Below are 24,831 nucleotides of genomic sequence, written 5' to 3' on the forward strand. Positions count from 1 at the left end.
AGCGTCACTCCCCAAAACTTTGATCGACAAGATCGCGGGTGAGACGGTGTTCGCCTTTTACGATCAGATAGAGCAGGTTATCGGTCAGCGCGATGGCAAGGATGCCGCCGCCCACAACCATCACCGACTGCGGAATCCACAAGGACGTGGCGTCTTGCGACTGGCTGACTTCGTTGAATTTCCACGACCAGTAGACGAACCAATAGGCGTAGTAGGTGAAATACCACGCAATCGCCGCGGCAAGGCCGAAGCACCATATTTCAAGCAGCCGTTTCGGGCCTGCGGGCAGGGCGTTCAGCAGCACCGACACGCGGATATGCGCGCCACGGTTCAGCGCGTTGGCGAAAGCGAGGAAGCTGGCGGCGGCCATCGCATAGCCGGCATAGCTTGCCGCACCGGGGAAAACCTCGCCGGTCCAGCGGGCAACCATCTGCACCACGATCAGCAGTAGGATCGCGACAAGACTGACGGCTGCCAGGGCACCAGATGCGAAATAGATGAAATCAAGCAGGCGTCGCAGGATGTTCATGGGAAAGGTCTCCGGATTGGCGGATCGAACGTCAAACGGCGGCACCTGTGTGGGACGCCGCCGTTCGTTGATTTACTGCATGGATTTGTAGCTATCGACGATCGCCTGACCGTCCTCGCCCGCATTCTCCAGCCATTCGGAGGTCATGGTGCCGCCAATGTCGCGCAGGCCGGACATCAGCTCTTCGCTCGCGGGTTCCACGGTCATGCCGCCTTCGCGCAGCCCGTCATAGGTGAACTGCGTATAGTCCTTGGAGGCTTGCAGCCCGCGCGTTTCCGCCTCGCTGGAACAGGTGGTGATGATCGCCTTGTTCTCTTCCGAGACATCGTTCCACACGTCATTGTTGATCATGATGTAGTTGCGCGGCAGCCAGGCGTCGACCTCGTAGAAATGGGTCAGGCTTTCCCAGACTTTCTGGTCATAGCCGGTCGCACCGGACGAGATCATGGATTCCGCAACGCCAGTGGCGAAAGCCTGGCTTAGCTCGGCGGCTTCGATGGTGACGGGCAGCATGCCTGTCAGCTCTGCCAGACGGCTGGTGGCGTTGTTGTAGGACCGGAACTTGACGCCCTTCATGTCCTCGATCGTCTTGACCTCTTTCTTGAAGTACAGGCCCTGTGGCGGCCACGGCACGTTATAAAGCAGTGTCAGGTTCTGCTCTGCCAACAGCTCTTCGATCTTGGGTTTCGCGGCTTTCCACAGCTTGTCGGACGCCTCGAAGGACGGCGCGAGGAAGGGGATGGAATCAAAGCCGAAGATCGCGTTTTCGTTCTGGTGCCCCGACAGGATGCGTTCGCCCAGCTGGACCTGACCGGTCTGGATTGCGCGTTTGATGTCGGCACCCGCGATCAGCGACCCGCCGGGGTGCACGGTGATCTCGATCTCGCCCGCGGTGCCTTCGGTCACGCAGTTGGCGAATTCAACGCCGTTCTCGGAATGGAAGTTCGACGCCGAATAGGCCATCGGCATGTCCCATTTTTCAGCCGCGAAAGCGGGCAGGGCGGTGGTAACCGTCAGGGCGGCGGTTGCGACGCCTGTCATCAATGTGGTGGTCCGTTTCATGTGGTTCTCTCCTTGTTGGTATGTCTTTGGTTTGCGGGGTTAGCCCCTGCTAAACCGTTGTGGTGCATAGGGCTGCAGGTCGGTGTTAACGGGTTGCCCCATAACCAATCCTGCGACGAGGCGGCCTGTTTTGGGCCCGCCTGTCAACCCGATGTGGTGATGCCCGAAGGCGGTAAAGACCCGGCTTGTGCCAACCTGTCCGATCAGGGGCAGGCTGTCGCTGGGGGCAGGTCGGTGCCCCAGCCATTCGATTTCACGCGTGGCAGTCAGCTGTGGAAAGGCCGCCTTGGCCTGTCGCCGCAGCAGCGCCAGCGGTGCCTTGGACGGGGCTGCGTCAAGCCCGCCGAATTCCAGAATACCCGCGCAGCGTAGGCCCTGCGCCATGGGGGTGGCAACGAATTTCCCGCTGGCGATCATCACGGGGCGCGCGGGCCCGCCCGTCGCCCCCTCGAATATCACATGATAGCCGCGTTCGCTTTCCAGCGGGACGTTCAGCCCCAGCTTGGCCATCAGCGGTTTCGACCAGACGCCGGTGGCCAGCACGATATCGTCACAGGCCACGCGGCCTTGGGTCGTCTCTACCCCGGAAATCGCGCCGCCGGACAGGTCGAAATCCTTGACCTCGGCCTGCAGGATCGTGCCGCCGCTTTGTTCGAACGCCCGCGCCAGCGCGCCGACATAGCCGCCGGGGTCGCGGATAAAGCCGTGGTCCTTCATGGTGGCAAGCAGGTGTATGTCCGGCCCGAGCGTCGGTTCATACTCGTGTATCTGCGGCCCCTCGATCAGCTCTGGAGCGAACCCCGCCTCCGCTCGCAGCGCCCAGGTGTAGGCTTCGGCGTCAAACGCGGCGCGGTTGCGGTAGGCGAAAACATAATCGCTGTCACTTACCCAGTCGGACAGGCCCAAATCAGCGGTCAGGCTTTTGTGTTGGTCCACACTGTCGCTGACAATAGGCGCGAGCCCCTGCGCAATCCGGCGGGTGTCACGGTCGTTCGCGACCCGCAGATACTTTGCCAGCCAAGGCAGCAGACGCGGCAGATAGGGCAGGCGCAGGTAAAGCGGCACATCCGGGTTCAGCAGCATCGCGGGGGCTTTGGCGATCAGGCCGGGGGCGGTGACGGGTGCCACGGCGCAGGCCGCCAGCACGCCCGCGTTCCCATGCGACGTGCCTGTCCCCGGTGCCGCGCGGTCAATGATCGTGACCTGCGCGCCTGCGCGTTGCAGCCAGATCGCCGATGACACACCGACGATACCCGCCCCCACGACGACGACATGGCGCGTCATGGGCGACCCTTTGGATGAAAGCAAAGACGGTTCGACATGGTTCTTGATTCCTTTCCGCTCACTTTGGCAGGGAAAAGCAATACGTCAACAAAATGTTTACAAATTGTCATCGTTGTTGCCTGCGCAGGCATGTACCGCCAATTCGTTCATCGAAACGGGGTGGGTTAACGAAGCCAGCCGTCTTCGAAGGCGATCTGACTGACGCCTGCCAGACGGATGATGCGGGCCAGCTCTGCCTCAAAGGCGGCTTGTTTGCCTTTGCCCCAACGGCTGCCCGGCTCTGGCCAAAGGGCGCGTACCACCAGCGTATCGCGGTCACGATGCGCTTTCATATCCACCCGCGCGATGATGCTGTCGCCCTGCAGGATCGGAAAAACATAATAGCCATAGACCCGTTTGGGCGCGGGCACGAACATCTCTATCCGGTAGCGGAAGCCGAACAGACGTTCGGCGCGTTTGCGATCGCGCAAGGCCGGGTCAAAGGGGCTGAGCACGCGCAGCCGTGCGGTCGGAGCCATGTCTATCGCGGGGTCGCTTGCCAGTCCGGGACGGGCAAAGCTGCGATGGACTGTGCCGTCGGCGCCCGCGATCTGCACCGGCTCGACACGTCCAGCGGCCTGTTCACGCTGGACCCATGCCTTCGCCTCTGCCGGAGAGATATGCGCCCAGAATGCCGCCAGTTCCCCCGGCGTGGCAAAGCCCAAACGATCCAGCGCGCCGTTGCAGCACCAATCGATGGACTGCGCCGCATCCGGTGCCTGCGACGGGTCGCATAGCGCCGCGTCAATCACCCGCTCTGTCAGGTCATAGCGTTTCTGGAAGCCGTCCCGCCCCACGACGCAAAGCGCTCCGGCGCGCCACAGATATTCCAGCGCGGTTTTGGAGGGATGCCAATCCCACCACCCGCCATTCGAGCGCGGTTCATCCTGCCCGACATCAGACGACGACACCGGCCCCTGTGCGCGGATCTGGTCCAGCACGCTCTGGAACCGCCCCTCGAAATCATGTTGGTGCCAGTTCTTGTACCGCTGGCGCAGCATCTGCGCGTCCCGCTGGCGGCGCAATTCCCAATGGGGATAGTATCCCATCGGGATCACCGCGGCGTCATGGGTCCAGTGTTCAAACAGCGCCCCATCGCGTTCATACAGCGTCTTTAACGCTTGCGGGCGATAGCGTTGGCGGCGCGAGAAAAGGATCAGGTCATGCGCCCGCGCCACGGTATTGATGCTGTCCAACTGCACAAAGCCCAGGCCCTGGATCAGCTGCAACAGGTCGTCCCCACTGGCGGGCCCCTGGGGTGCATCGCTTAGTAGATGGCGATGCAGAAAGATGCGACGCGCGTCGCGGTTGCCGATCAGCGGCAGGGTCATACCTTGCGGTTGCGGCGCAGCGTGTCCCCTAGCGACAGGGTCGGTGTCAGGGTAATCTGCGTTTGCAGGTCGGGGTCCGGTTCATCCAGCGTATCGTTCAGAATGATACGCGCCGCGGCCTGTCCGATCTCGAGCCGACAGGCGTCCATCGTGGCAAGCTGACGGGGCAAGCCCTGCAGCAGTTCGACGTTGTTGAAACCGGCAAGGCCGATCTGGCCCGGAATATCGATGCCCTGATCGATCAGATACAGCAATCCGCCCGCGCCGATCATGTCGTTCGAATAATACAGGAAATCCAGCTCGGGCGACCGCTCAAGCATGTCTTGCGTCATCTCGCGCCCCTTGGCCAGCGCAGAGCCGCCAGAGTAGAACGCGCGGTCCTCGATCTCTATCCCGGCTTTGGCCAGCCCTTCGGTAAACCCTTCGAACCGTTTGCGGGCGCGGTGGTCAAGCGGCATCTTGGTGCCCATGAAACCGATGTGCTCATAGCCTTCCTTGAGGATCGCCTTGGCCATTTCCTGCCCCGCACGGCGGTGCGAGATTCCGACCATCGCATCAATCGGGCGCCCGTCAACATCCATGATCTCGACCACGGGGATGCCCGCGTTCTTGAGCATGGCACGCGTCGCATCGCTATGTTCCAGCCCCGCGATGATCACGCCCGAGGGCCGCCACGACAACATTTCATAGAGAACACGTTCTTCTTTTTCGGGCATATAGTCGGTGACGCCCACGACCGGCTGCAGCGGCGTGTCTTCAAGCACCTGATTGACGCCGTTCAGCACCTCGGGAAAGACCATATTCGACAGCGACGGGATAATCACCGCGACAAGGTTCACCCGTTGGGACGCCAGCGATCCGGCAATCTGGTTGGGCACATACCCCAGCTCTTTCGCCGCAGCCAGCACTCGCCGGCGCGTCGCTTCGGACACGTCGCCGCGTTTTCGCAGAACCCGGCTGACCGTCATTTCCGACACCCCGCAGGCATCGGATACATCACGAAGGGTCAACGGGCGTTTCGGAGGCTGTGTCAAAGGCGCTTGTCCTGCTTGAAAGTGGTATTCTATCAACAGCGTAGTGCGTCGGTCGGGCGCAGGCAATCACCATATCAAGCCCCCCATCACAGCGCCGCCATACCACCGTGCAGTGTGGCTGGATCACCACCCCGTTTTGCGCTAAGCCAAACCCGTGGCCCCGTGGCTCAACTGGATAGAGCAGCCCCCTCCTAAGGGGCAGGTTGCAGGTTCGAATCCTGCCGGGGTCACCATTCCTGCCTGAGAGCGTGGCTTATTTGCGGGGAAAGCCGAACGCGTGGAGGTAAGGGGGCGGCCTGGCTGTATTGGCCAGCTGGATGTATGCGACACGGCGTGCAGCGATTGCGCATTTAATGATGGCAAAGATGCGAGACGTTCTTACGGTCTGCGCGAAACCGGACCTCCACGCCATCAGCGGCGAAGGTCCGGTTCGACCCTTGTGAGCAGGCCGTGCCTTATGCAGGCTGTAACCTGTGCCTCGTGAATGTCAGTCTGCGATTGTCACGCCGATCTTGCCCATATGCGACTTTTCCAGAAATGCCTTCTGCGCCGCGTGCAAGTCAGCCAAGGGATAGGTTTCGGCGACCACGGGCTTGATCTCGCCTGCTTCGATGTAGCTGACCAAATCACTGAATACGCGTGGGTCTTGCCGGGTGCTCCCGATGAGGGTCAGGTCCTTGAGGTAGAGCGTCCTCAGATCAAGTTCGACGATCGGACCGGCAATCGCGCCAGACGTGACGTAGCGCCCCCGTGGCACCAAAGCATCAAGCAGTTCGGGCCAGTGCGGCCCCCCTACAAGGTCGAGCGCGACGTCGAAGGCATCATTCGGATAAGGCTCATTGCGGTCGATCACCGCATCCGCGCCGAGGGTTTTCAGCGCCTCCATTTTCGCCGGGCTGGTAGAGGCCGTGACATGGGCACCGCGCCGCTTGGCCAGTTGCACCGCCGCCGATCCGACGCCGCCGGATGCGCCTGTGATGAGCACACGCTCGTCCCCCAATCCGGCGCGTTGGATCATGCCTTCGGCGGTGGAGAATGCGCAAGGGAAGGACGCGAGTTCGACATCCGAAAGCGGGCTTTCGATCCGTAATGCGTGTTCGTCGCCCACGGTGGTGTATTCCGCAAAGCCGCCATTGCGCTCCGAGCCGAAGGTCACCAGCGCATCTGGTCCGGCACCGGCCGGACGATGCATCGGCCGCACCAGCACGCGCTGACCAATCCGCGCCGCGTCCACTCCGTCACCGACCGCAACGATCTCTCCGCAGCAGTCCGCGCCCTGGATGCGCGGAAAGCTGAGCGCACCGGACCATGCGCCGTCGGCGTCAGAGGCCCCCGCGTAACCCTCGGTTGCGGCCGACCCTGTGTCGCCCCGCACCGCTTTCGAATACCAGCCGGTTCGGGTGTTGACGTCGGTGTTGTTCACCGCCGATGCGCCCACACGGATCAAGACCTCGCCAGCGTCGGGTTGCGGCACCGGAGCGTCGTCACACCATTCAAGCTTGTCCAGCCCGCCATGGCCGGTGAGGCGTACAGCTTTCATCGTTTCAGGAAGCGTCATAGGGGAAAACTCCGATGTAGAATGATTGCTCTACTTGCGTAGGTAGAGGGATCGTTCTACATCGTCAAGCATGACCGATATGATGAGCAAGATATCCGCAGGGCTTGAACGCGCCTTTGCCAATCGGGGCTTTGCCGAGCCCAGCGTCGAAGACCTGCGGGATTCTGCGGGCGTGAGCCTTCGCACGCTTTACAAATACACGCCGTCCCGGGCGGAAATGGTGCTTGCTGCGTTGGAGAACCGGCATCAGCGCTATCTCGCCCGCGTGTTTGATGACCTGCCAGAGGACCCGAGCGAGGCGCTTGATACGATACTGACCCGCGTTGGAAACTGGATGGCGACCGAGAGCGCGCATGGCTGCCTCTTTCATGCTGCAGTGGCCGCTGAACCGGGCAGTCAGCCGCTGCGCGACTTACTGGAACGTCACAAGGCAGAGGTCGCGGAAAGGGCCGCAGCGGCGACCGCGTTGAAGGGGGCCGATACCGCGCTGTTGTTGATCATCGAAGGGCTGACGCAAGCGTGGCCCCTGCATCATGAGGCCGCGCTGGATGCGGCCAAGCGATTAGGTCTGTCGCTGCTGCCACCGGATCATTGACGGCCCACAGCCGGATGTCGTGATGGTCCCACATTCCGGCCCGCGGGTGGGCTGCCCGTAGCTCTGGTGTAAACCTGAATGGCTGGCACCGCTGTGGTCGAGCGACTGTTTTATTCTGCACAACAGATTGGCACATGCGTTTTTTCTGCTCGCTGTTTGGGCTAAGCATGTCGTAAGCCGCTGGCGCACGAGGGATGCCGGATTGAAGTTGCACCGATGATCGCGGATCAAAATGCATGAATGCAGATCTGCGTATCCTGGTTGTAGAGCCAAACCCCGAACGCGTGCGTGACATCGTGGATGCACTGCGCGAAGCGGGTTGGTCTGACGTCAAGGCTTTGCTGCAGATGTCGGAACTGAACCAGACGGTGAGGGAATTTTCACCGGATATCGTTCTTATCGACCTGACAAACCCGGACCGCGATACGCTTGAACATATCTCTCACGCGACCGAGACGACCAAGCGGGCGGTCGCGCTGTTTGTGGACCAGACCGATGAGAACCTGACGCAGGCGGCGCTGAATGCCGGGGTCAGCGCTTATGTGGTGGATGGTCTTCAGATGGACCGGATCAAACCCGTGCTGCAAACGGCCATCGCGCGCTTCAAAATGATGCGTCAATTCCACTTCGAACTGAATGCTGCCAAGCAAGCGCTGGAGGATCGCAAGACGATCGACCGCGCAAAGGGGATCCTGATGCGCCAACGCGGCATGTCCGAGGATGACGCCTATAAGCTGCTGCGCACCACCGCGATGAGCCAGAATCGCAAGGTCATCGATGTGGCACAAGCATTGGTGACGGCAGCGGATCTGTTGTCATGAGCGAGGTTGTTCTGAACTGTGGCTATGTCCCTTTGGTTGATTGCGCCCCGCTGGTCATCGCGAAAGAGCTGGGATTTGCTGCCGAGCAGGGTCTCGCGCTTAATCTTTTGCGTCAGCCTTCGTGGTCCGCGCTGCGCGATATGCTGGCACTGGGGCATCTGGATGCCGCGCATATGCTGTCGCCAATGCCGGTGGCCATGTCCATCGGGATGGGCGGATTACCCGCGCGGGTAGATGCGCTGATGGTCTTATCCGTGAACGGCACGGTGTTCGGCGTCTCTAACGCTGTTGCTTCCGCATTGGAGGATGTGCGCTTTGGGGACACGACTGCATTGCTGTCGGGGCTCAGCGCGCGCGGTGCCAAACCGCTGCGTGTGGGTATCCCCTTCCACTATTCCATGCACCGGTTGCTGCTGTCCTATTGGGCCGCGCAAGCGCCTGACCTGCAGATCGAGGAAGTCACCGTGCCGCCGATGCGTATGGCGGATGCCGTCTCGGACGGGTTTGTCGACGCCTTCTGGGTGGGCGAGCCCTGGGGCGGTGTGGCCGTGCAGAATAATGTGGCCAAGCTGATGATGGCGGGCCGCGATGTCTGGCAGTTCGCGCCGGAAAAGGTGCTTGCCGCGCGCCATGAGTGGGCCTCGCAGAACGAAGACAGCGTGCGTCGCCTGATGCGGGCGATATACCAGGCGTCGGCCTGGCTTGATGCGCCGGGAAACAAACCGCTGGCGGTCGAGATTTTGGGGCGCAGTGAACACCTGAGCATGTCGCCCGATTTGATCGATCCGGCGCTGACCGGGCATATCGTCCCCCGAACGGGGGCCTCTCCGATCACGGTGGATCGTTTCTTGCAGTTCCACAGCCATGCCGCCACTTTCCCGTGGCGCAGTCAGGCGGCGTGGATCGCGCATCACCTAGGTGCCGATGCCGCGGGAATCGAGAAAGCCAAAACCTGTTTTCGCGCCGATCTTTTCCGCCAGAATCTGTCTGATATCGGCGCTGATATGCCCCAATCCTCCGAGAAAACCGAAGGGGCGATGACGTTGCCAACATCTGTAGCATCCGCGCGGGGAGAGATGATTCTTTCGCCTGACGCCTTTTTTGACGGCAGAACGTTTGATTTCACCGCAACTGTGCGATGAATTCTTAAGCGGCTTCTGCATGGGCCTCTGAAAAGCTGCCGCAATGCAGAAAATTCGTTGCGTGAAGCTGCGTCTATGAGCCACCCTTGATGCCAAGGGACAACGTTGTCCGACCTATACCGCTGACCAATGCTGGTCGCACATCACTCAGAGCAATGCCGCTCGTACGGAGCACGGATTTCTTCCCCGTGAACCATACGTGCGGCTTTTTTCGTTTCTGCCCTCCGGGGCCATGAAAGGACATGACCCATGAAAAATACATTCGCACTCCTGCTCGCCTCGACAAGTCTGATGGCGACCGCGGCGTCGGCCGAAATGCTGGCGCTTGAGAAAGAGGAGCTGACCTTTGGCTTTATCAAGCTGACCGATATGGCACCTTTGGCCGTGGCCTACGAGCTGGGATACTTTGAGGACGAGGGGCTTTTTGTCAGACTTGAGGCGCAGGCCAACTGGAAAGTGCTGCTGGACGGCGTGATCGACGGCCAGCTGGACGGAGCGCATATGCTGGCGGGCCAACCGCTGGCGGCAACGATCGGCTATGGCACCAAAGCGCATATCATCACGCCCTTCTCGATGGACCTGAACGGCAATGCGATCACCGTTTCCAATGACATCTGGGACGAGATGAAGCCGAACGTGCCCACGATGGACGATGGTCGGCCGCAGCATCCCATCAGCGCCAGTGCTTTGGCTCCGGTGGTCGAGGGCTATAAGGACCGCGGCGAGCCGTTCAATATGGGCATGGTCTTTCCCGTTTCGACCCACAACTACGAGATCCGGTACTGGCTTGCGGCGGGCGGACTGAAACCCGGCTACTATAGCGCGCAAGATATTTCCGGCCAGATTGATGCGGATGTGCTGCTGTCCGTGACGCCGCCACCGCAGATGCCTGCGACAATGGAAGCGGGGACGATATCGGGCTACGCCGTGGGTGAGCCTTGGAACCAGCAGGCGGTTTTCAAAGGGATCGGCGTGCCGGTGATCACCGACTACGACATGTGGAAAAACAACCCCGAGAAGGTCTTTGGCATTACCGCCGAATTTGCCGAGGACAACCCCAACACCACGCTGGCCCTGACCAAGGCACTGATCCGCGCGGCAATGTGGCTTGATGCCAACGACAACGCCAACCGCGAGGAAGCGGTGGAGATGTTGTCGCGCTCTGAATATGTGGGCGCGGATGCGGATGTGATCGCCAACTCCATGACCGGCTTTTTCGAGTTCGAGAAAGGGGATGTGCGCCCCGCCCCCGACTTCAACGTCTTCTTCCGCTACAATGCGACCTATCCGTTCTATTCAGACGCGATCTGGTATCTGACCCAGATGCGTCGCTGGGGCCAGATCGACGAGACAAAGCCGGATGAATGGTATTTCGAGACGGCTGCAGACGTGTATCGCCCGGACATCTACCTACAGGCCGCAAGGCTGCTGGTGGACGAGGGTATGGCCGACGAAGCGGCGTTCCCTTGGGATAGCGACGGCTTCAAAGCACCGACACCGGCTGCCGATATCATCGACGGGATCAGCTACGACGGACGCGCGCCGAACGCCTATATCGACAGCCTGCCCATCGGTCTGAAGTCCGGTCAAACGGTCGTCGACAGCAAGGTCGAAGGCTAAACCCCGCCCCCGCGCTTTGCCACACCGCAAAGCGGAAGGGGGAGGGAGCCACTTTCATCAAAAGCAGCAATTGGACAGCCGATATGACCGCGATTGACACAAACACACTCGATATCGAAGCCCGCCGCGCGCGGCGCTTTGCCCGGATCAACAAGGCCGATGCATGGTTCAGCGTCTTTGGCCTGTCTTGGATGACACCGATCCTGAAGGCCGCTGCGGGGGATAATCCGCGCGCGCAGGCGGGCGAGATCTGGCGGCTTCTAGGCGTGCCGCTCTTGGCGATTGCGATCTTCCTGACCCTCTGGGCAAGCTTGGCCCCCAAGGTTCAAACCTCGCTCGGGGCTGTGCCCGGCCCTGCCCAAGTCTGGGAGCAGGTGGGCGAGTTGCATCAGGACGCCATCCGAGAGGGCGAACGCGAAGCCGCATTCTACGAGCGGCAAGAGGCGCGCAACGCCAAGCATATCGCAAGTGGCAACACAGATCGTGTGCGTGATCGCGCCTATACAGGCAAGCCAACCTACTACGACCAGATATGGACCTCGATCAAAACGGTGCTTTTCGGTTTTCTCATTGCGTCGATCGTTGCGATCCCATTGGGCATCGCTGCGGGCTTGTCTGTAACAGCGAATGCGGCGCTGAATCCGCTGATACAGATCTTCAAACCGGTCTCGCCACTGGCATGGCTGCCCATCGTGACCATGATCGTATCAGCCGTCTATAGCACCAATGACGGTATGTTCTCCAAGTCGTTCCTCATCTCGGCGATCACCGTGACGCTCTGCTCGCTCTGGCCCACGCTGATCAATACATCCCTTGGCGTCGCCAGCATCGACAAGGATCTTGTCAGCGTCAGTCGCGTGCTGAAAATGAATACCTATACCAAGATCACCAAACTGGTGCTGCCCTCGGCGCTGCCATTGATCTTTACCGGGCTGCGGCTGTCGCTTGGTGTGGGCTGGATGGTTTTGATCGCGGCGGAAATGCTGGCGCAGAACCCCGGGCTTGGAAAATTCGTCTGGGATGAATTCCAGAACGGCAGCTCGCAAAGTCTGGCGCGGATCATGGTCGCGGTGCTGACCATCGGCATCATCGGCTTCCTTCTGGACCGTGTGATGTATGCGCTCCAGTCCATGTTCACCTTCTCGAATAACCGGTGATCGATATGGGTATCTTGAACTTCAACAATGTCACCAAAACCTATGGCACCCAACCCGTTCTCAAGGACATCTCCCTTGAGGTTGCCGAAGGTGAATTCGTCGTCATCCTCGGGTTCTCGGGCACCGGCAAGACCACGTTGATCAATCTGATGGCGGGGCTAGAGCAGCCGACCTCGGGCAGCGTGACCTACAAGGGAAAGCCCATCACCGAACCGGGCCGCGAACGCGGTGTGATCTTTCAGAACTATTCTCTGATGCCGTGGCTGACCGTGCAGGGCAACGTCAGGCTTGCTGTCGATACGATGTTCCCTGATCTCTCCAAACTCGAACGGGCGGCCAAGGTCGATCACTATGTCAACATGGTGGGCCTGTCCCATGCGGCCACGCGCCGCCCTGCTGAATTGTCCGGTGGGATGCGCCAGCGGGTCAATGTGGCACGCGCCCTGGCGATGGACCCCGAAATGCTGCTGCTGGATGAGCCGCTGTCGGCGCTCGACGCCCTGACCCGCGCCAATCTCGCGGATGAGATCGAGGCGATCTGGGACGAAGACAAGAAAACCTGCGTCCTGATCACCAATGATGTGGATGAAGCGATCATTCTGGCGGATCGGATCATCGCCCTTAATCCGGACGGCACGCTTGGGGACGCATTCAAAGTCGACATTCCGCGCCCCCGCGACCGGATTGCGATGAACAATGATGCGGCATTCAAGGCGCTGCGCGGACAGGTCACGACCTATCTGATGGACATCGGCATCGCCGCGAAAGTCGAAGAAACGCGTATGCTGCCCAATGTCATGCCGATCCATTCAGTGCCCGCGGCAGTCTCCAAGGCGCAGGAAGGTGCCATCCAGGAAAAATTCCTGAATTTCTCGCAGCTCGACAAGGTGTATCCGACGCCGAAAGGGCCGCTGACCGTGGTCGAGAACTTTGATCTCAAGATCAACAGGGGCGAATTTATCTCGCTGATCGGGCATTCGGGCTGCGGTAAATCCACTGTGCTGACGATGGCTGCGGGGCTGAACCCGATCTCGAAAGGTGCGATCCGTCTGGACGGGTGGAACGTCCAAGGTGCAGACCCCGAACGCGCCGTCGTGTTCCAGTCGCCCAATCTGTTCCCGTGGCTCTCGGCCAAGGAGAACGTCGCCATTGGTGTCGACAAAGTCTATCCCCGCGCGTCGCAGGCGGAACGTCAGGATGTGGTGGAATACTACCTTGAACGTGTCGGGCTGGCAGACAGTATGGACAAGAATGCCGCCAGCCTGTCGAACGGGATGAAACAGCGCGTCGGCATCGCCCGTGCCTTTGCCCTATCGCCCAAACTGCTGCTGCTGGATGAACCTTTCGGCATGCTCGACAGTCTGACCCGCTGGGAATTGCAGGAAGTGCTGATGGAAGTCTGGTCGCGCACCAAAGTGACGGCGATCTGCGTGACCCATGATGTGGACGAGGCGATCCTGCTGGCCGACCGCGTGGTGATGATGACCAACGGACCCCAAGCCACCATCGGCAAGATCACCGACGTAAATCTGCCGCGTCCACGCACCCGCAAGGCGCTGCTCGAACACCCCGACTATTACAGCTACCGGCAAGAAGTGCTCGATTTCCTCGAGGAATACGAACACGGCAATGCGCCGAAATCACCTGCCTCCGGCGGGACACCGAAACCCAAAGCAATCGCGGCGGAGTGAGACCATGAAACAGAAACTTGTCGTTATCGGTGCCGGTATGGCCTCCGGTCGGGTGCTGGAGCACCTTCTGGAACAGGACCGCGATGCCTATGACATCACCCTTTTCAACGCAGAGGCACGGGGCAACTACAACCGCATCATGCTGTCCCCGGTCCTGTCGGGAGAGAAGACCTATGCCGACATCGTCACCCATGATGATGGATGGTACGCCGAAAATGACATCACCTGCCGTTTTGGCGAAAAGGTGCTGGAAATAGACCGCGCAGCAAAGACGGTAACGGGCGAGAATGGCACGGTGTCCTATGACAAGCTGGTTCTGGGCACCGGATCGAACCCCTTTATGATCCCCTTGCCGGGTCACGATCTGGACGGCGTCATCGCCTACCGCGATCTGGAAGACACCGAACGGATGATGGGGCTGGGCGAAGGCAACAAATGCGTCGTGATCGGCGGCGGGCTGCTAGGGTTGGAGGCGGCGGCAGGCATGGCGGCCCGCGGCGTCGACGTGACCGTTGTGCACATCATGGGGCATTTGATGGAGCGGCAATTGGACGAGGCCGCAGGCTATCTGCTGCGCCGCGCCCTGACGGATAAGGGCATCACCGTCAAATGCGCCGCAAACTCCAAGCAGATCCTGGGCGAGAACGGAAAGGTCCGTGCCCTGCTGCTGGATGTCGGGACGGAACTGCCCTGCGATTTGCTGGTCATGGCCGTGGGCATCCGCCCCAACGTGGCCCTCGGGCAGGGCGCAGGCTTGGCCGTTGGAAAGGGCATCCATGTAGATGACCAGATGGTGACCTCCGACCCTGACGTGCTGGCGGTCGGGGAATGCGTGGAACATAATGGCGCGCTGTTCGGTCTGGTGGCACCGCTGTACGATCAGGCAAAGGTGGCGGCGCAGACCCTGCTGGGGCAGTCATCGACCTTTGTCCCGAAAGAGCTGTCGACCAAGCTCAAGGTGACGGGCTGTGATCTGTTCAGTGCGGGCGATTTTGCCGATGGCGAGGGGCGCGAGGATATCGTCTTTCGCGATCCGGCGCGGGGTGTTTATCGCCGTCTGGTGATCAAGAACAACGTGGTGATCGGGGCGGTGATGTATGGCGACACCGCCGACAGCAACTGGTTCTTTGGCCTGATACGCGACAAGACCGACATCGCGGACATGCGCGATACGCTGATTTTTGGCCCGGCCTACCAAGGGGGGACCCCCCTGGACCCTTTAGCAGCTGTTGCAGCCTTACCGCGTGACGCGGAGATCTGTGGCTGCAACGGTATCTGCAAAGGACAAATCGAAGACGCCATCGCGGCGGGTGCCTCTGATCTGGGCGCGATCAAAGCGACGACCAAGGCCAGCGCATCCTGCGGGACGTGCACCGGGTTGGTCGAACAGGTATTGGCGGTCACGCTGGGGGATGATTTCGTCTTGCCTGCCGCAGCGTCGATCTGCGGCTGCACCGACATGACCCACGAAGACGTGCGGCGGATGATCAAGTCGCAGCGACTGACCTCGATGCCGGCGGTCTGGCAGGAATGCGGGTGGAAGACGCCCGACGGCTGCCATGTCTGCCGCCCCGCGTTGAACTTCTATCTGCTTGCTGATTGGCCGCTGGAATATCGCGACGATCCGCAATCGCGTTTCATCAACGAACGCAAACACGCCAACATCCAGAAGGACGGCACCTACAGCGTCGTGCCGCGCATGTGGGGTGGGATCACCACGCCCGACGAACTGCGTGCCATTGCCGATGCGGCGGATAAATACATGGTGCCGACGGTCAAGGTCACCGGCGGGCAGCGGATCGACCTATTGGGCGTAAAAAGCGAGGATCTGCCCGACATCTGGGCTGATCTGAACGCGGCCGGCATGGTGTCGGGACATGCCTATTCCAAAGGGCTGCGCACGGTCAAAACCTGTGTCGGCACGGATCATTGCCGCTTTGGCACCCAGGACAGCACCGGACTGGGTATCCAGCTTGAGAAAGAACTCTGGGGGGCCTGGACGCCGCATAAACTGAAACTCGGGGTGTCGGGCTGCCCGCGCAATTGCGCAGAAGCGACCTGCAAGGACATCGGGGTCATCTGTGTCGACAGCGGATACCAGATCAGCATCGGCGGGGCGGCCGGTATGGACGTGAGGGAAACCGAATTGCTGATCCAGGTGCCGACCGAGCAAGAGGCGATCAATGTGATCAAGGCGGTGACCCAGCTATATCGCGAGAATGCCAAATACCTTGATCGCATTTACAAATGGATGGCCAAGGTCGGTCTGGACTGGATCAAGGAACGGGTTGCTGCCGAAGGCGACGCTTTGGTTGATCGCTTCGAGCTGAGCCAGACGATTTACCGCAAAGACCCGTGGGCCGAACACGTGACCCAGCTGGCCGAGCGCTACAAACCCCTTGCAACCCTGTCACTGGAGGCTGCGGAATGACCAGCTGGATCGATATCGCAGCACTTGATGATGTGCCACAGCGCGGTGCGCGGATGATCAAGACCACGCTTGGCTGTGTCGCGGTGTTCCGCACGGCCGAGGATGAGGTCTTTGCGCTTGATAATGCCTGTCCGCACAAGGCGGGGCCATTGGCCGAAGGCATCGTGCATGGCAAATCCGTGACCTGCCCGCTGCACAACTGGGTATTCTCTCTCGAGACCGGAGAGGCGCAGGGCGCGGACGCGGGCCGCGTCGCGACCTATCCGGCGCGGGTGGAAGGCGGGCGCATCCTGTTGGACCGGACGTTCCTGCAAGCGCGGAGCGCCGCATGACCCTCACGCGCACCACTTGCCCTTATTGCGGTGTAGGTTGCGGTGTGCTGGCGGCCGCCGATGGTACAATCAAGGGGGATCCGGATCATCCGGCCAACTTCGGGCGGCTCTGCTCCAAAGGCGCTGCCTTGGGGGAAACCATCGATCTGGACGGGCGGCTTTTGCATCCGCAGATCAACGGGGTGCGGGCAGACTGGGATGCGGCGCTGGATATGGTGGCGCAGAGGTTCAGCGATGCCATCGCGCAGCATGGGCCGGAAAGCGTCGCCTTCTACGCCTCGGGCCAGATGCTGATCGAAGACTATTATGTCGCCAACAAGCTGATGAAGGGGTTCATCGGGGCGGCCAATATCGACACGAATTCACGTTTGTGCATGGCCTCCTCTGTCGCGGGTCACAAGCGTGCCTTCGGCACCGATACCGTTCCCGGCACCTATGAAGATCTGGAGCAAGCCGATCTGGTTGTGCTTGTCGGGTCCAATCTGGCGTGGTGCCATCCGGTCCTGCACCAGCGTATTGCCGCCGCAAAACAGGCGCGCCCCCATATGCGGATCGTCAATGTCGATCCGCGCCGGACGGCGACCACCGATCTGGCGGATGTGCATCTGAGGATTTCCCCCGACGGGGATGTTGCCTTGTTCAATGGGTTGCTGGCGTATCTGGCAGAGACCGGAAAACTCGACACGGCCTATACGGAAAACCATGTGAACGGGCTGGACGCGGCGCTGGCGGCGGCACAGGCCAGTGATCCGGCGGACAGCGGGTTGAACGCTCGGGAATTGGCTGATTTCTATGCGCTTTGGGCAAACACGCCCAAAGTCGTCACCGCGTACTCCCAAGGCGTCAACCAATCGGTCTGTGGCACGGATAAGGTAAACGCGATCCTGAATTGCCATCTTGCCACAGGGCGCATCGGCAAGGCGGGGATGGGCCCTTTCTCATTGACCGGCCAGCCCAATGCCATGGGAGGACGCGAAGTGGGCGGTCTGGCCAATATGCTGGCAAACCACCTAGAGATCGGGGATGAAGCGCACCGCAGCGCGGTGCAGGGATTCTGGCAAAGCCCGACGATCTGCACCAAACCGGGACTGAAGGCTGTCGATCTGTTCGAGGCCTGTGCCGACGGGCAGATCAAGGCACTGTGGGTGATCTCGACCAACCCCGCGGTGTCGTTGCCCGATGCCGATGGCGTGGCGGCGGCAATTGCAAACGTGCCCTTTGTTGTTACGTCTGACATCATGGAGAAGACGGATACCAACGCTTTGGCTGACGTCCTGCTACCCGCCACCGGTTGGGGTGAAAAAGACGGCACCGTGACCAATTCCGAACGGCGCATTTCGCGCCAGCGCGCCTTTCTGCCCGCCCCCGGTGATGCGCGGCCCGACTGGAAGATCATCAGCGACGTGGCCACGCGTATGGGGTTTTCGGATGCCTTTTCCTATGGCTCATCCGCGGATGTCTTTGCCGAATATGTCGCGCTTGATCAGGCTGCTTCGGCCTTCCCGCGCGATCTTGATCTGAGCATTTTTGCCGATGCGGATTACGCGACAATGGTGCCGACCCAATGGCCGCGCAATGGGGCGCGTTTCTTTGCGGACGGGCAATATTATCATCCTGACGGCAAGGCGCAGATGGTTGCCGTGACATCCCCTGTATCGCTGAATTCACGCTTTACGCTCAATACCGGACGGAACCGCGACCAGTGGCACACGATGACGCGCACGGGCAAATCGGCGCGGCTTGGGGCACATCTGGCCGAACCGTATGTAGAGATGAACCCAGTTGATGCCGCCGCATTGGGGGCGCTCCCCGGGGCGTTGATCGCGCTGCAAAACAGCCGTGGTCGCGTTTTGATGCGGGCGTTGATCACCCCGCGCGTCGCCCAAGGCGCGTTGTTCGCGCCAATGCACTGGACACGTCAGCGCAGCACCGCGGGCACGGTCAATAGCGTCATGACGCCGCTAACCGATCCGATTTCAGGTCAACCCGCCTTGAAGGCCAGCGCTGTCACTGCCGAGGTTTTCAAGGCGAAATGGTACGGCTTTCTGGCAAGCGTCGCGGAACCCGCGCCGCACACCACCTATGCCGCCGTGGCCCGCACCAATACCGGCTGGCAGGCAGAGCTGGCGGGCAGCAAAAACCCCGAGGATTGGGAGGCCGAGGCCCGCCTTCTGACGGGGCAGGCGGAGGGTGATCTTTCGCTCCAATCCGACGCGGCGACCGGTGGCGTGCGGATTGCGATAACCCAAGGTGGGCGGATCACCGGGCTGCTTTTCGTATCCCCCAATCCGGTGGTTGTTTCGCGCAGTGCGATTATCGCGCTGATCGGGACGGACACATCGGCGTTGGCGGCGCTCGCCGGGCGCAATGCCGCTGACCGGCCGGACCCGGGTGCTACGGTCTGTGCCTGTTTTGATGTGGGGCGCAACACCTTGCTGGCGGCTATCGCTGGCGGGGCCTCTACCGTCGCGGCCTTGGGCGACGCCACCTGCGCGGGGACAAACTGCGGGTCGTGCAAACCCGAACTCGCCGCCTTGCTGGATCAGACCTTGCAACGGATGGCCGCAGAATGAACCTGGCCCCCTATGTCCGGATCGTCGCGCGCGGCAAGGGGCGTGCCCGCGCGATGACCTTGGCCGAAGCTCAGGACGCGATGGCGCTGATCTTACGCGGTGATGCTGCCCCCGAAGCGGTCGGCGCGCTGTTGATGGTCATGCGTCTGCGCGGCGAAACCCCCGAAGAGATTGCCGGTTTCACCGCAGCATTGCGCGCACATGTGGTGGGCAAACTGCCCAAAGCGGATCTGGACTGGCCGTCCTATGCCGCAGGCCGCAGCCGGGGGGTGCCGCTGTTCTTGCTTGCTGCGCGGCTGGTGGGGCAGGCCGGTTACAGCATTTCGATGCACGGGTGGAATTCGCATCAATCGGCCAATGCATCGGTGCGCGAGGTCATTGATCTTGCCGGGCCGCAGGTGGCCTATACCCCGCTAGAAACCCTAAGCCCTGCGGCTTTCGGCATCTTGAACCTGCGCGATACGCTCGGCCTCAGATCGTGCTTCAATACGGTTTTGCGGATGTGGAACCCGTCCGAGGCCCCGGCGACGGTGCAAGGCGTGTTCCACCCGTCCTACCGCAGCCTGCAGGCCCAAGCCGCGCAGCTGTTGGGCCAGCAGGATCTGAGCATCATCAAAGGGGGCGGCGGCGAATTCGAGCGACATCCCTCCAAGGACATCGCCCTGTTCGGCCTGCGCGACGGGGCGCATATCCAGCAGACCGCCGCGTCAATCCTGCATGACACCCGGCGTTTGCATGAAACAGGCGATGTCATCGACCTGCATGGCCTGTGGCAGGGACGCGTGGACGACCCTTTCGCAATCGCCACGGTGACCGGCACTGCGGCACTTGCGCTGTGGACGCTGAAGGCGTCTCCGACGCTCTCTCAAGCCGACCAATTGGCGCGCAGCCTTTGGGACCAGCGACACCAGTCAAAGGAGCAATCCGCATGAAGACATTTCCAATGTTCCTGCAAATGGCGGGCCGCCGCGTCGTGATCATGGGGGGCGGCGAGCAGGCCGCCCAGAAGGCGCGACTGATCCTGAAAACCGAAGCGACGGTCGAGATCTGGGCCGCTACATTCGATGCCGAACTGTCGGACCTTGCTGCATCGGGCCGTGTCACACTTCACGACGGTCCAATCACCCCGAATAGCTTTTCAGACACCGCGCTGGCCTTTATCGCCACTGGCTGCCCTGGTGCGGACATGGCGCTGCATGTTTTGGCCAAAGAGGCCGGGGCGATTGTTAACGTGGTCGACCAGCCACAGCTTTGCGACGCGATCACGCCTTCCATCGTGGACCGTGATCCGGTGGTCGTAGCCATCGGTACCGAGGGGGCAGCCCCGGTGCTGGCCCGCCAGATCAAGACGAAAGTAGAGGAAATGCTGGAGCCGCGGCTGGGGGATCTAGCTGCACTTGCGGGCCGGTTGCGGGGGAAAGCGTCTGCGCGCCTTGATCCGCGCGCGCGTCGCGATCTGTGGCGTTGGGTTTTCAACGACAGCCCGCGCTGGATGTTTGCCGCCGGTGCCGAACGCGCGGCGGCCAAGCGTATCAAGTCGGCCATTGAAACGGGCGACTTCGGCACCGCTGCGGGCGGCAGCGTCAGCCTTGTTGGCGCAGGACCGGGGGCGAAGGATCTGATCACCCTGCGCGGCGTGCAGCGTCTGCAAGAAGCGGATGTGATCTATTATGACCGGTTGCTTGACCCTGAAATCCTTGAATTGGCCCGTCGTGACGCCGAGCGCATTTACGTCGGCAAGGCTCCGGGCTGTCACAGCTGGCCGCAAGAGAAAATCACGCAGACCCTGGTGATGGCTGCCAAACGCGGCCAGCGCGTTGTGCGTCTGAAATGTGGTGATCCGGGGGTGTTCGGGCGCAGCACAGAGGAAGTCGATGCGCTGAAAGCCAGCGGTATCGCATTCGAGATCATTCCCGGCGTCACCGCCGCATGCGCCGCGGCCGCGAGCATCGGTGAAAGCCTGACGGATCGGGGCAAGATCGACACCGTGGTGCTGACGACCGGCCATCGCCAAGATGGATATACGGTGCCCGAACCGATCAAGGATATCAGACCCGGCACATGCGTGGCGCTTTACATGGCCGTGGGGGCTGCGCCACAGATTGTGGATCACCTAAAGACAGCGCATCCGGGGGTTCAGTTCGACCTGCAAATCGCCGCGAAAGCGCAGCGCAAGGATCAGAAGATTTTGCGGTGCTCCCTTCAAGATCTGGAAGCGACGCTGAGCGCTAATAGGATCGCAGGCGAGGCCATGCTGTTCATCCGGTGGCCTCGGGAGGCCCATCAGGCCGATATGCCCTCGGTGCAAAGCGCAGTGGGGCGCGTCGTATCGATGGTGCAAGACTGACCCTTGGTGACGATCCCCGCGGGGATGTTGCGGAATTGACCTATCCGAGTAAATTTGTCAGAAAATGGTTTCAGAATTCTGGAGCTGTCTCAGCGCGTCGTCATGTCATCCGGCCCTCTATCAAAATCCTATGTGCCACAGGTTTTTGTCCCTCGTATGGAGGCGCAGACCCGCAACCTGCGCACGATCAAGCCCTTACGGTTTCGGCCCTTGTCGGGGGCTGTCGCAGATGTCTGGCATGTCGACGGGGACCAAGGGGGCGGCGGGTATTACACCGCGCCGGATCCGCGCCTTGTCGTCTTTCTGGATGACACCCCGCCGCTGATCGCGCTTTGAACGGGCGAGGGGACGACGGCCCAATTCGGAACGCGGGCTTTCTTTGTACCGGCAGGCACCCCGTTGTGGAGCAAGCTGGGCAAGGCCCAAAGGCTCAGCCATATCGATTTCCATTTTGACGCAGCTGCATTGCAGACACGGCTTGGTGCGATCGGTGTATCAGAGCTGCCCCGCCGCGTGATGTTTGCGCCGGAGGATAGCGTGCTGCTGACCCTTGGCCGTCTGGCGGCCCGCGAAGTGGAGACCCCTCAACGCGGGACGATGGTCTTGGAAGGCCTGCTGCAATCGCTTTTGGGCGCAGTGATGGACCCGGCGTCGCAAAACGCCCTGCCTGCGTCCGGCGGGCTGTCGCCTCAGCATATGACGGCGGTTCGGCAGTACATGGCGCAGAATATATTTCGCCCCGTCGGTGTGGGAGAATTGGCCGATTTGGCGGGGCTCTCCGAAAGCTGGTTCAGCCGCGCGTTCAAGCAAACCTCGGGTCTGTCGCCGCAACGCTGGATCGCCGAGTGTCGCGTCGTCGCCGCCAAGGAGATGATGGCCGACCCCGGACGCCCCCTTGCCGACATCGCGGCGGCAACCGGTTTTTCCGATCAAGCCCATCTGTCACGGGTCTTTCGCCGGTCTGTCGGGGTGCCGCCATCGCAGTGGCGACGCGATATTCAGTGATACGTTTACAGCGGATTGGGACAAATGACGGCGGATGCGTTCAAGACGCCGCCTTATAACTGAGTTAAATACTCGGAAAAATAAACAGCGGGACGTATATCCATGAAGTTCACCTTTTTCTTGATGCTGGGGACCAGCGCGCTGGCCCTGTCTGCCGGTGTGGCGATGGCGCAGGACGCCGTTGATCTGGGCGAGATCATTATCCAGTCCGAAGAAGACCCGACCGGCCCGGTGGTGGGCTATGCCGCGGGCACCACGGCGTCGACCAAAAGCGGGCGGTCCTTGCTGGAAACGCCGTCCTCCGTCACGGTGGTCACCACCGACCAGATCGAGGATACGGCCGCCAACAATCTGTCAGAGGCGCTTGGCTATGCGGCGGGTGTCGTGACCGAAGCCTATGGGGCGGACCCGCGGTTTGATTCAATTTCGGTCCGCGGGGCGGACCTGCAAAACCAGATTTACCTCAACGGGTTGCAATTCAGCCGCTCTACGCGCCCGAACTATGGCGCGCCCTCGCTTGATCTTTACGGCATGGAACGGGTGGAGCTTCTGCGCGGCCCCAATTCGGTGCTATACGGGGCAGGGTCGCCCGCCGGGCTGGTGAACCTGATCCAGAAACGCGCGCAATCTGATGGCGACACGACCGAGCTGGGCCTGCATGCGGATGGCAACGGGTCCTATTATGTCTTTGGTGATGCCAACCGCGTGGTCGATGACCGCTTTGCTTACCGCATCGTCGGCAAGGCGGGCAATCGCGTTCTGGGGATCGATGAATACGACAACCCCGGGGCCTATCTGGGCTTTGCCGCGAAATACCACGCGACCGATGCAACGACGGTAGAATTCCTGCTGTCCTATCAGGATGACGACCCGGATTCCCCCTCGGGCGTGCCCAACGGGCTGGTCGGCACCCGTTCCGACGAAGACCTGCGCGACTTCTACTTCGGCAATGAGGCATTGGAGTACGGCGACCGCAAGGTGCTTAATCTGGGCGCGCAGGTCACCCACACGTTTGATAATGGCTGGCGGCTGGTCAGCAACACGGGCGTGACGAAATTCGACTGGTCCTATTCCAACCTTTCTGTCGGCGGCGTGACCGGCCCCGATGTGGCGCGCACACAGCTGTTGCAAGACGAAGATGTGACGTCTTATGCCACGGACCTGCGGCTTGAAGGCTCGGCGCTGACCGGCGATGTGCTGCATAATCTCGCCTTTGGTATCGATGCCAGCCGGTTCGAAGAATCCGCGCTCAGCGTGTTTTACTATGGTCAGGACAGCATTGATGTTGCCGCGCCAGACTACAGCCCGATCACGCCGGTGCGCGACGGGGCAAGCTGGTATGCGAACAAGAATGTGACCGTGGAACAGGTCGGCATCTACGCCAGCGACGAAATCGAATATGGCAATTGGCGCGCTGGTCTGGCCCTGCGCCATGATCGCAACCAATCCGAAGGGCAGTCCAACACGCTCTACACCGTTCCGGGCTCTGGCGGCACGCCCGGCACCGTTGATCTGACACGCGACGACAGCGCCACCACCGGTCAGGCAAGTCTTGGCTATGTCTGGGACAATGGCGTGTCGGCCTACCTGTCCTATGGCACCTCGTTCCAAAGCTTTGCAGAACCGGGCGATACGGGCACAGCGCTTGACCCGACCACGGGCGAGCAATGGGAAGTTGGCGCGAAATACCTGCCCGCCACCCTTGATGCGTATCTGTCGGCTTCGGTCTATCAGCTCGAAGAAAAGAACCGCCCCGTCTATGTACAGAATGGGGCCGGTGTGCGGGCCTATGATCAGGTCGGCAAATCCCGCATCCGCGGGCTAGAGCTGGAAGGCCGTGCCAATCTGGCCGACGGCTGGAGCGTGACGGGCGGCTACTCCTTTACCGACAGCGAGATCATCGGCGGTGACAACAATGGCAACGAACTGGGGCTGACCCCGAAACATACCTTCAAGCTGTGGGCATCAAAAGAGATACAGGGCGGGCCGCTTGCCGGGCTGACCGTGGGCGCAGGCGCGCGGTTCATCGGAGAACGCTATGCGTTCAACGCCAATGCCAATCAGCTCGACTCTGTGACGCTGCTGGATGCGGCCGTGTCCTATGACTTTGACGACGGCACGGAACTGCAGGTCAATGTGACCAACCTGACAGACGAGGCCTATGTGTCGTCGGTGGGCTATTTCTCGACCTACTATGGCGACGGGCGCACGATCTCTGCGACGCTGTCCAAGAAGTGGTAAAGCCCATCACCCTGACGCGCCGCGCGATCATTGCCACAG

The 24,831-nt window shown here is 61.1% G+C and carries 20 protein-coding genes and 1 tRNA gene; 15 read left to right on the forward strand and 6 right to left on the reverse strand.

What is annotated here, in order from left to right:
• Positions 1-4 precede the first annotated feature (4 nt).
• From C1J04_RS02520 to C1J04_RS02540, 5 genes are all read right to left on the reverse strand, one after another.
• Positions 5-529 (reverse strand): TRAP transporter small permease, encoded by a 525-nt coding sequence (locus C1J04_RS02520; protein WP_005850973.1) that lies wholly within the window; start codon positions 527-529, stop codon positions 5-7.
• A gap of 72 nt (positions 530-601) precedes the next feature.
• Positions 602-1,591 carry a TRAP transporter substrate-binding protein gene (locus C1J04_RS02525; protein ID WP_009825821.1) on the reverse strand — a complete coding sequence of 330 codons (990 nt, stop codon included), beginning with the start codon at positions 1,589-1,591 and terminating at the stop codon, positions 602-604.
• 39 nt (positions 1,592-1,630) lie between these two features.
• Positions 1,631-2,875 carry an NAD(P)/FAD-dependent oxidoreductase gene (locus tag C1J04_RS02530; RefSeq protein WP_009825822.1) on the reverse strand — a complete coding sequence of 415 codons (1,245 nt, stop codon included), beginning with the start codon at positions 2,873-2,875 and terminating at the stop codon, positions 1,631-1,633.
• Between the two features lie 164 nt (positions 2,876-3,039).
• Positions 3,040-4,245, reverse strand: coding sequence for a winged helix-turn-helix domain-containing protein (locus C1J04_RS02535; RefSeq protein WP_009825823.1), 1,206 nt, complete (start codon positions 4,243-4,245; stop codon positions 3,040-3,042).
• Entirely contained in the window at positions 4,242-5,279 is a 1,038-nt protein-coding gene (locus C1J04_RS02540; protein ID WP_037942958.1) for a LacI family DNA-binding transcriptional regulator, read from the reverse strand. The genes C1J04_RS02535 and C1J04_RS02540 overlap by 4 nt, the downstream gene beginning before the upstream one ends.
• Positions 5,280-5,435: 156 nt before the next feature.
• On the opposite strand from C1J04_RS02540, the gene C1J04_RS02545 reads away from it, so the two are divergent.
• Positions 5,436-5,512 (forward strand) — tRNA-Arg (locus C1J04_RS02545).
• A gap of 254 nt (positions 5,513-5,766) precedes the next feature.
• Here C1J04_RS02545 and C1J04_RS02550 read toward each other — a convergent pair.
• A complete protein-coding gene (locus C1J04_RS02550) occupies positions 5,767-6,837 on the reverse strand; it encodes an alcohol dehydrogenase family protein (protein WP_009825825.1) in 1,071 nt (356 codons plus the stop codon).
• Positions 6,838-6,919: 82 nt separating this feature from the next.
• Between C1J04_RS02550 and C1J04_RS02555 the strand changes: the two genes are divergently transcribed.
• The 14 genes from C1J04_RS02555 (at position 6,920) to C1J04_RS02615 (ending at position 24,792) form a co-directional block, all read left to right on the forward strand.
• Positions 6,920-7,432, forward strand: a complete 513-nt coding sequence (locus tag C1J04_RS02555; RefSeq protein ID WP_254655139.1) for a TetR/AcrR family transcriptional regulator — start codon at positions 6,920-6,922, stop codon at positions 7,430-7,432.
• A gap of 236 nt (positions 7,433-7,668) precedes the next feature.
• Positions 7,669-8,253 carry an ANTAR domain-containing response regulator gene (locus C1J04_RS02560; RefSeq protein ID WP_009825827.1) on the forward strand — a complete coding sequence of 195 codons (585 nt, stop codon included), beginning with the start codon at positions 7,669-7,671 and terminating at the stop codon, positions 8,251-8,253.
• Positions 8,250-9,395, forward strand: coding sequence for an ABC transporter substrate-binding protein (locus C1J04_RS02565; protein WP_009825828.1), 1,146 nt, complete (start codon positions 8,250-8,252; stop codon positions 9,393-9,395). The genes C1J04_RS02560 and C1J04_RS02565 overlap by 4 nt, the downstream gene beginning before the upstream one ends.
• A 249-nt stretch (positions 9,396-9,644) precedes the next feature.
• Entirely contained in the window at positions 9,645-11,015 is a 1,371-nt protein-coding gene (locus C1J04_RS02570; protein ID WP_009825829.1) for a CmpA/NrtA family ABC transporter substrate-binding protein, read from the forward strand.
• 83 nt (positions 11,016-11,098) lie between these two features.
• The gene (locus C1J04_RS02575) at positions 11,099-12,172 is read left to right on the forward strand and encodes an ABC transporter permease (protein WP_009825830.1); all 1,074 of its coding nucleotides are present in this window, start codon (positions 11,099-11,101) and stop codon (positions 12,170-12,172) included.
• A gap of 5 nt (positions 12,173-12,177) precedes the next feature.
• Positions 12,178-13,863, forward strand: coding sequence for an ABC transporter ATP-binding protein (locus tag C1J04_RS02580; protein WP_174226593.1), 1,686 nt, complete (start codon positions 12,178-12,180; stop codon positions 13,861-13,863).
• Between the two features lie 4 nt (positions 13,864-13,867).
• Positions 13,868-16,294: a nitrite reductase large subunit NirB gene (gene nirB, locus C1J04_RS02585; protein WP_009825832.1), complete on the forward strand. Its 2,427-nt coding sequence runs from the start codon at positions 13,868-13,870 to the stop codon at positions 16,292-16,294.
• Positions 16,291-16,626, forward strand: coding sequence for a nitrite reductase small subunit NirD (gene nirD / locus C1J04_RS02590; protein WP_009825833.1), 336 nt, complete (start codon positions 16,291-16,293; stop codon positions 16,624-16,626). The genes nirB and nirD overlap by 4 nt, the downstream gene beginning before the upstream one ends.
• Complete coding sequence (locus C1J04_RS02595) at positions 16,623-19,199, forward strand: nitrate reductase (protein WP_083779627.1); 2,577 nt, start codon at positions 16,623-16,625, stop codon at positions 19,197-19,199. The genes nirD and C1J04_RS02595 overlap by 4 nt, the downstream gene beginning before the upstream one ends.
• Positions 19,196-20,131 carry a glycosyl transferase family protein gene (locus tag C1J04_RS02600; RefSeq protein WP_009825835.1) on the forward strand — a complete coding sequence of 312 codons (936 nt, stop codon included), beginning with the start codon at positions 19,196-19,198 and terminating at the stop codon, positions 20,129-20,131. The genes C1J04_RS02595 and C1J04_RS02600 overlap by 4 nt, the downstream gene beginning before the upstream one ends.
• Positions 20,128-21,546, forward strand: a complete 1,419-nt coding sequence (gene cysG, locus C1J04_RS02605) for a siroheme synthase CysG (protein ID WP_037954074.1) — start codon at positions 20,128-20,130, stop codon at positions 21,544-21,546. The genes C1J04_RS02600 and cysG overlap by 4 nt, the downstream gene beginning before the upstream one ends.
• Positions 21,547-21,678: 132 nt before the next feature.
• Positions 21,679-21,882, forward strand: a complete 204-nt coding sequence (locus tag C1J04_RS19520) for a hypothetical protein (RefSeq protein ID WP_254655140.1) — start codon at positions 21,679-21,681, stop codon at positions 21,880-21,882.
• A gap of 63 nt (positions 21,883-21,945) precedes the next feature.
• Positions 21,946-22,551 carry a helix-turn-helix domain-containing protein gene (locus C1J04_RS02610; RefSeq protein ID WP_009825838.1) on the forward strand — a complete coding sequence of 202 codons (606 nt, stop codon included), beginning with the start codon at positions 21,946-21,948 and terminating at the stop codon, positions 22,549-22,551.
• Positions 22,552-22,653: 102 nt separating this feature from the next.
• Entirely contained in the window at positions 22,654-24,792 is a 2,139-nt protein-coding gene (locus C1J04_RS02615) for a TonB-dependent siderophore receptor (protein WP_009825839.1), read from the forward strand.
• Positions 24,793-24,831: the final 39 nt, after the last annotated feature.

The organism is Sulfitobacter sp. SK025, from assembly GCF_003352105.1.
Taxonomy (GTDB): Bacteria; Pseudomonadota; Alphaproteobacteria; order Rhodobacterales; family Rhodobacteraceae; genus Sulfitobacter; species Sulfitobacter pontiacus.

Coding starts and splice junctions, on each gene's coding strand:
- nirB (WP_009825832.1), top strand. CDS start 13,868: ATGAAACAGAAACTTGTCGTTATCGGTGCCGGTATGGCCTCCGGTCGG.
- C1J04_RS02575 (WP_009825830.1), top strand. CDS start 11,099: ATGACCGCGATTGACACAAACACACTCGATATCGAAGCCCGCCGCGCG.
- C1J04_RS02600 (WP_009825835.1), top strand. CDS start 19,196: ATGAACCTGGCCCCCTATGTCCGGATCGTCGCGCGCGGCAAGGGGCGT.
- C1J04_RS02550 (WP_009825825.1), bottom strand. CDS start 6,837: ATGACGCTTCCTGAAACGATGAAAGCTGTACGCCTCACCGGCCATGGC.
- cysG (WP_037954074.1), top strand. CDS start 20,128: ATGAAGACATTTCCAATGTTCCTGCAAATGGCGGGCCGCCGCGTCGTG.
- C1J04_RS02520 (WP_005850973.1), bottom strand. CDS start 529: ATGAACATCCTGCGACGCCTGCTTGATTTCATCTATTTCGCATCTGGT.
- C1J04_RS02535 (WP_009825823.1), bottom strand. CDS start 4,245: ATGACCCTGCCGCTGATCGGCAACCGCGACGCGCGTCGCATCTTTCTG.
- nirD (WP_009825833.1), top strand. CDS start 16,291: ATGACCAGCTGGATCGATATCGCAGCACTTGATGATGTGCCACAGCGC.
- C1J04_RS02560 (WP_009825827.1), top strand. CDS start 7,669: ATGAATGCAGATCTGCGTATCCTGGTTGTAGAGCCAAACCCCGAACGC.
- C1J04_RS02555 (WP_254655139.1), top strand. CDS start 6,920: ATGAGCAAGATATCCGCAGGGCTTGAACGCGCCTTTGCCAATCGGGGC.
- C1J04_RS02525 (WP_009825821.1), bottom strand. CDS start 1,591: ATGAAACGGACCACCACATTGATGACAGGCGTCGCAACCGCCGCCCTG.
- C1J04_RS02565 (WP_009825828.1), top strand. CDS start 8,250: ATGAGCGAGGTTGTTCTGAACTGTGGCTATGTCCCTTTGGTTGATTGC.
- C1J04_RS02570 (WP_009825829.1), top strand. CDS start 9,645: ATGAAAAATACATTCGCACTCCTGCTCGCCTCGACAAGTCTGATGGCG.
- C1J04_RS02615 (WP_009825839.1), top strand. CDS start 22,654: ATGAAGTTCACCTTTTTCTTGATGCTGGGGACCAGCGCGCTGGCCCTG.
- C1J04_RS02595 (WP_083779627.1), top strand. CDS start 16,623: ATGACCCTCACGCGCACCACTTGCCCTTATTGCGGTGTAGGTTGCGGT.
- C1J04_RS02530 (WP_009825822.1), bottom strand. CDS start 2,875: ATGACGCGCCATGTCGTCGTCGTGGGGGCGGGTATCGTCGGTGTGTCA.
- C1J04_RS02580 (WP_174226593.1), top strand. CDS start 12,178: ATGGGTATCTTGAACTTCAACAATGTCACCAAAACCTATGGCACCCAA.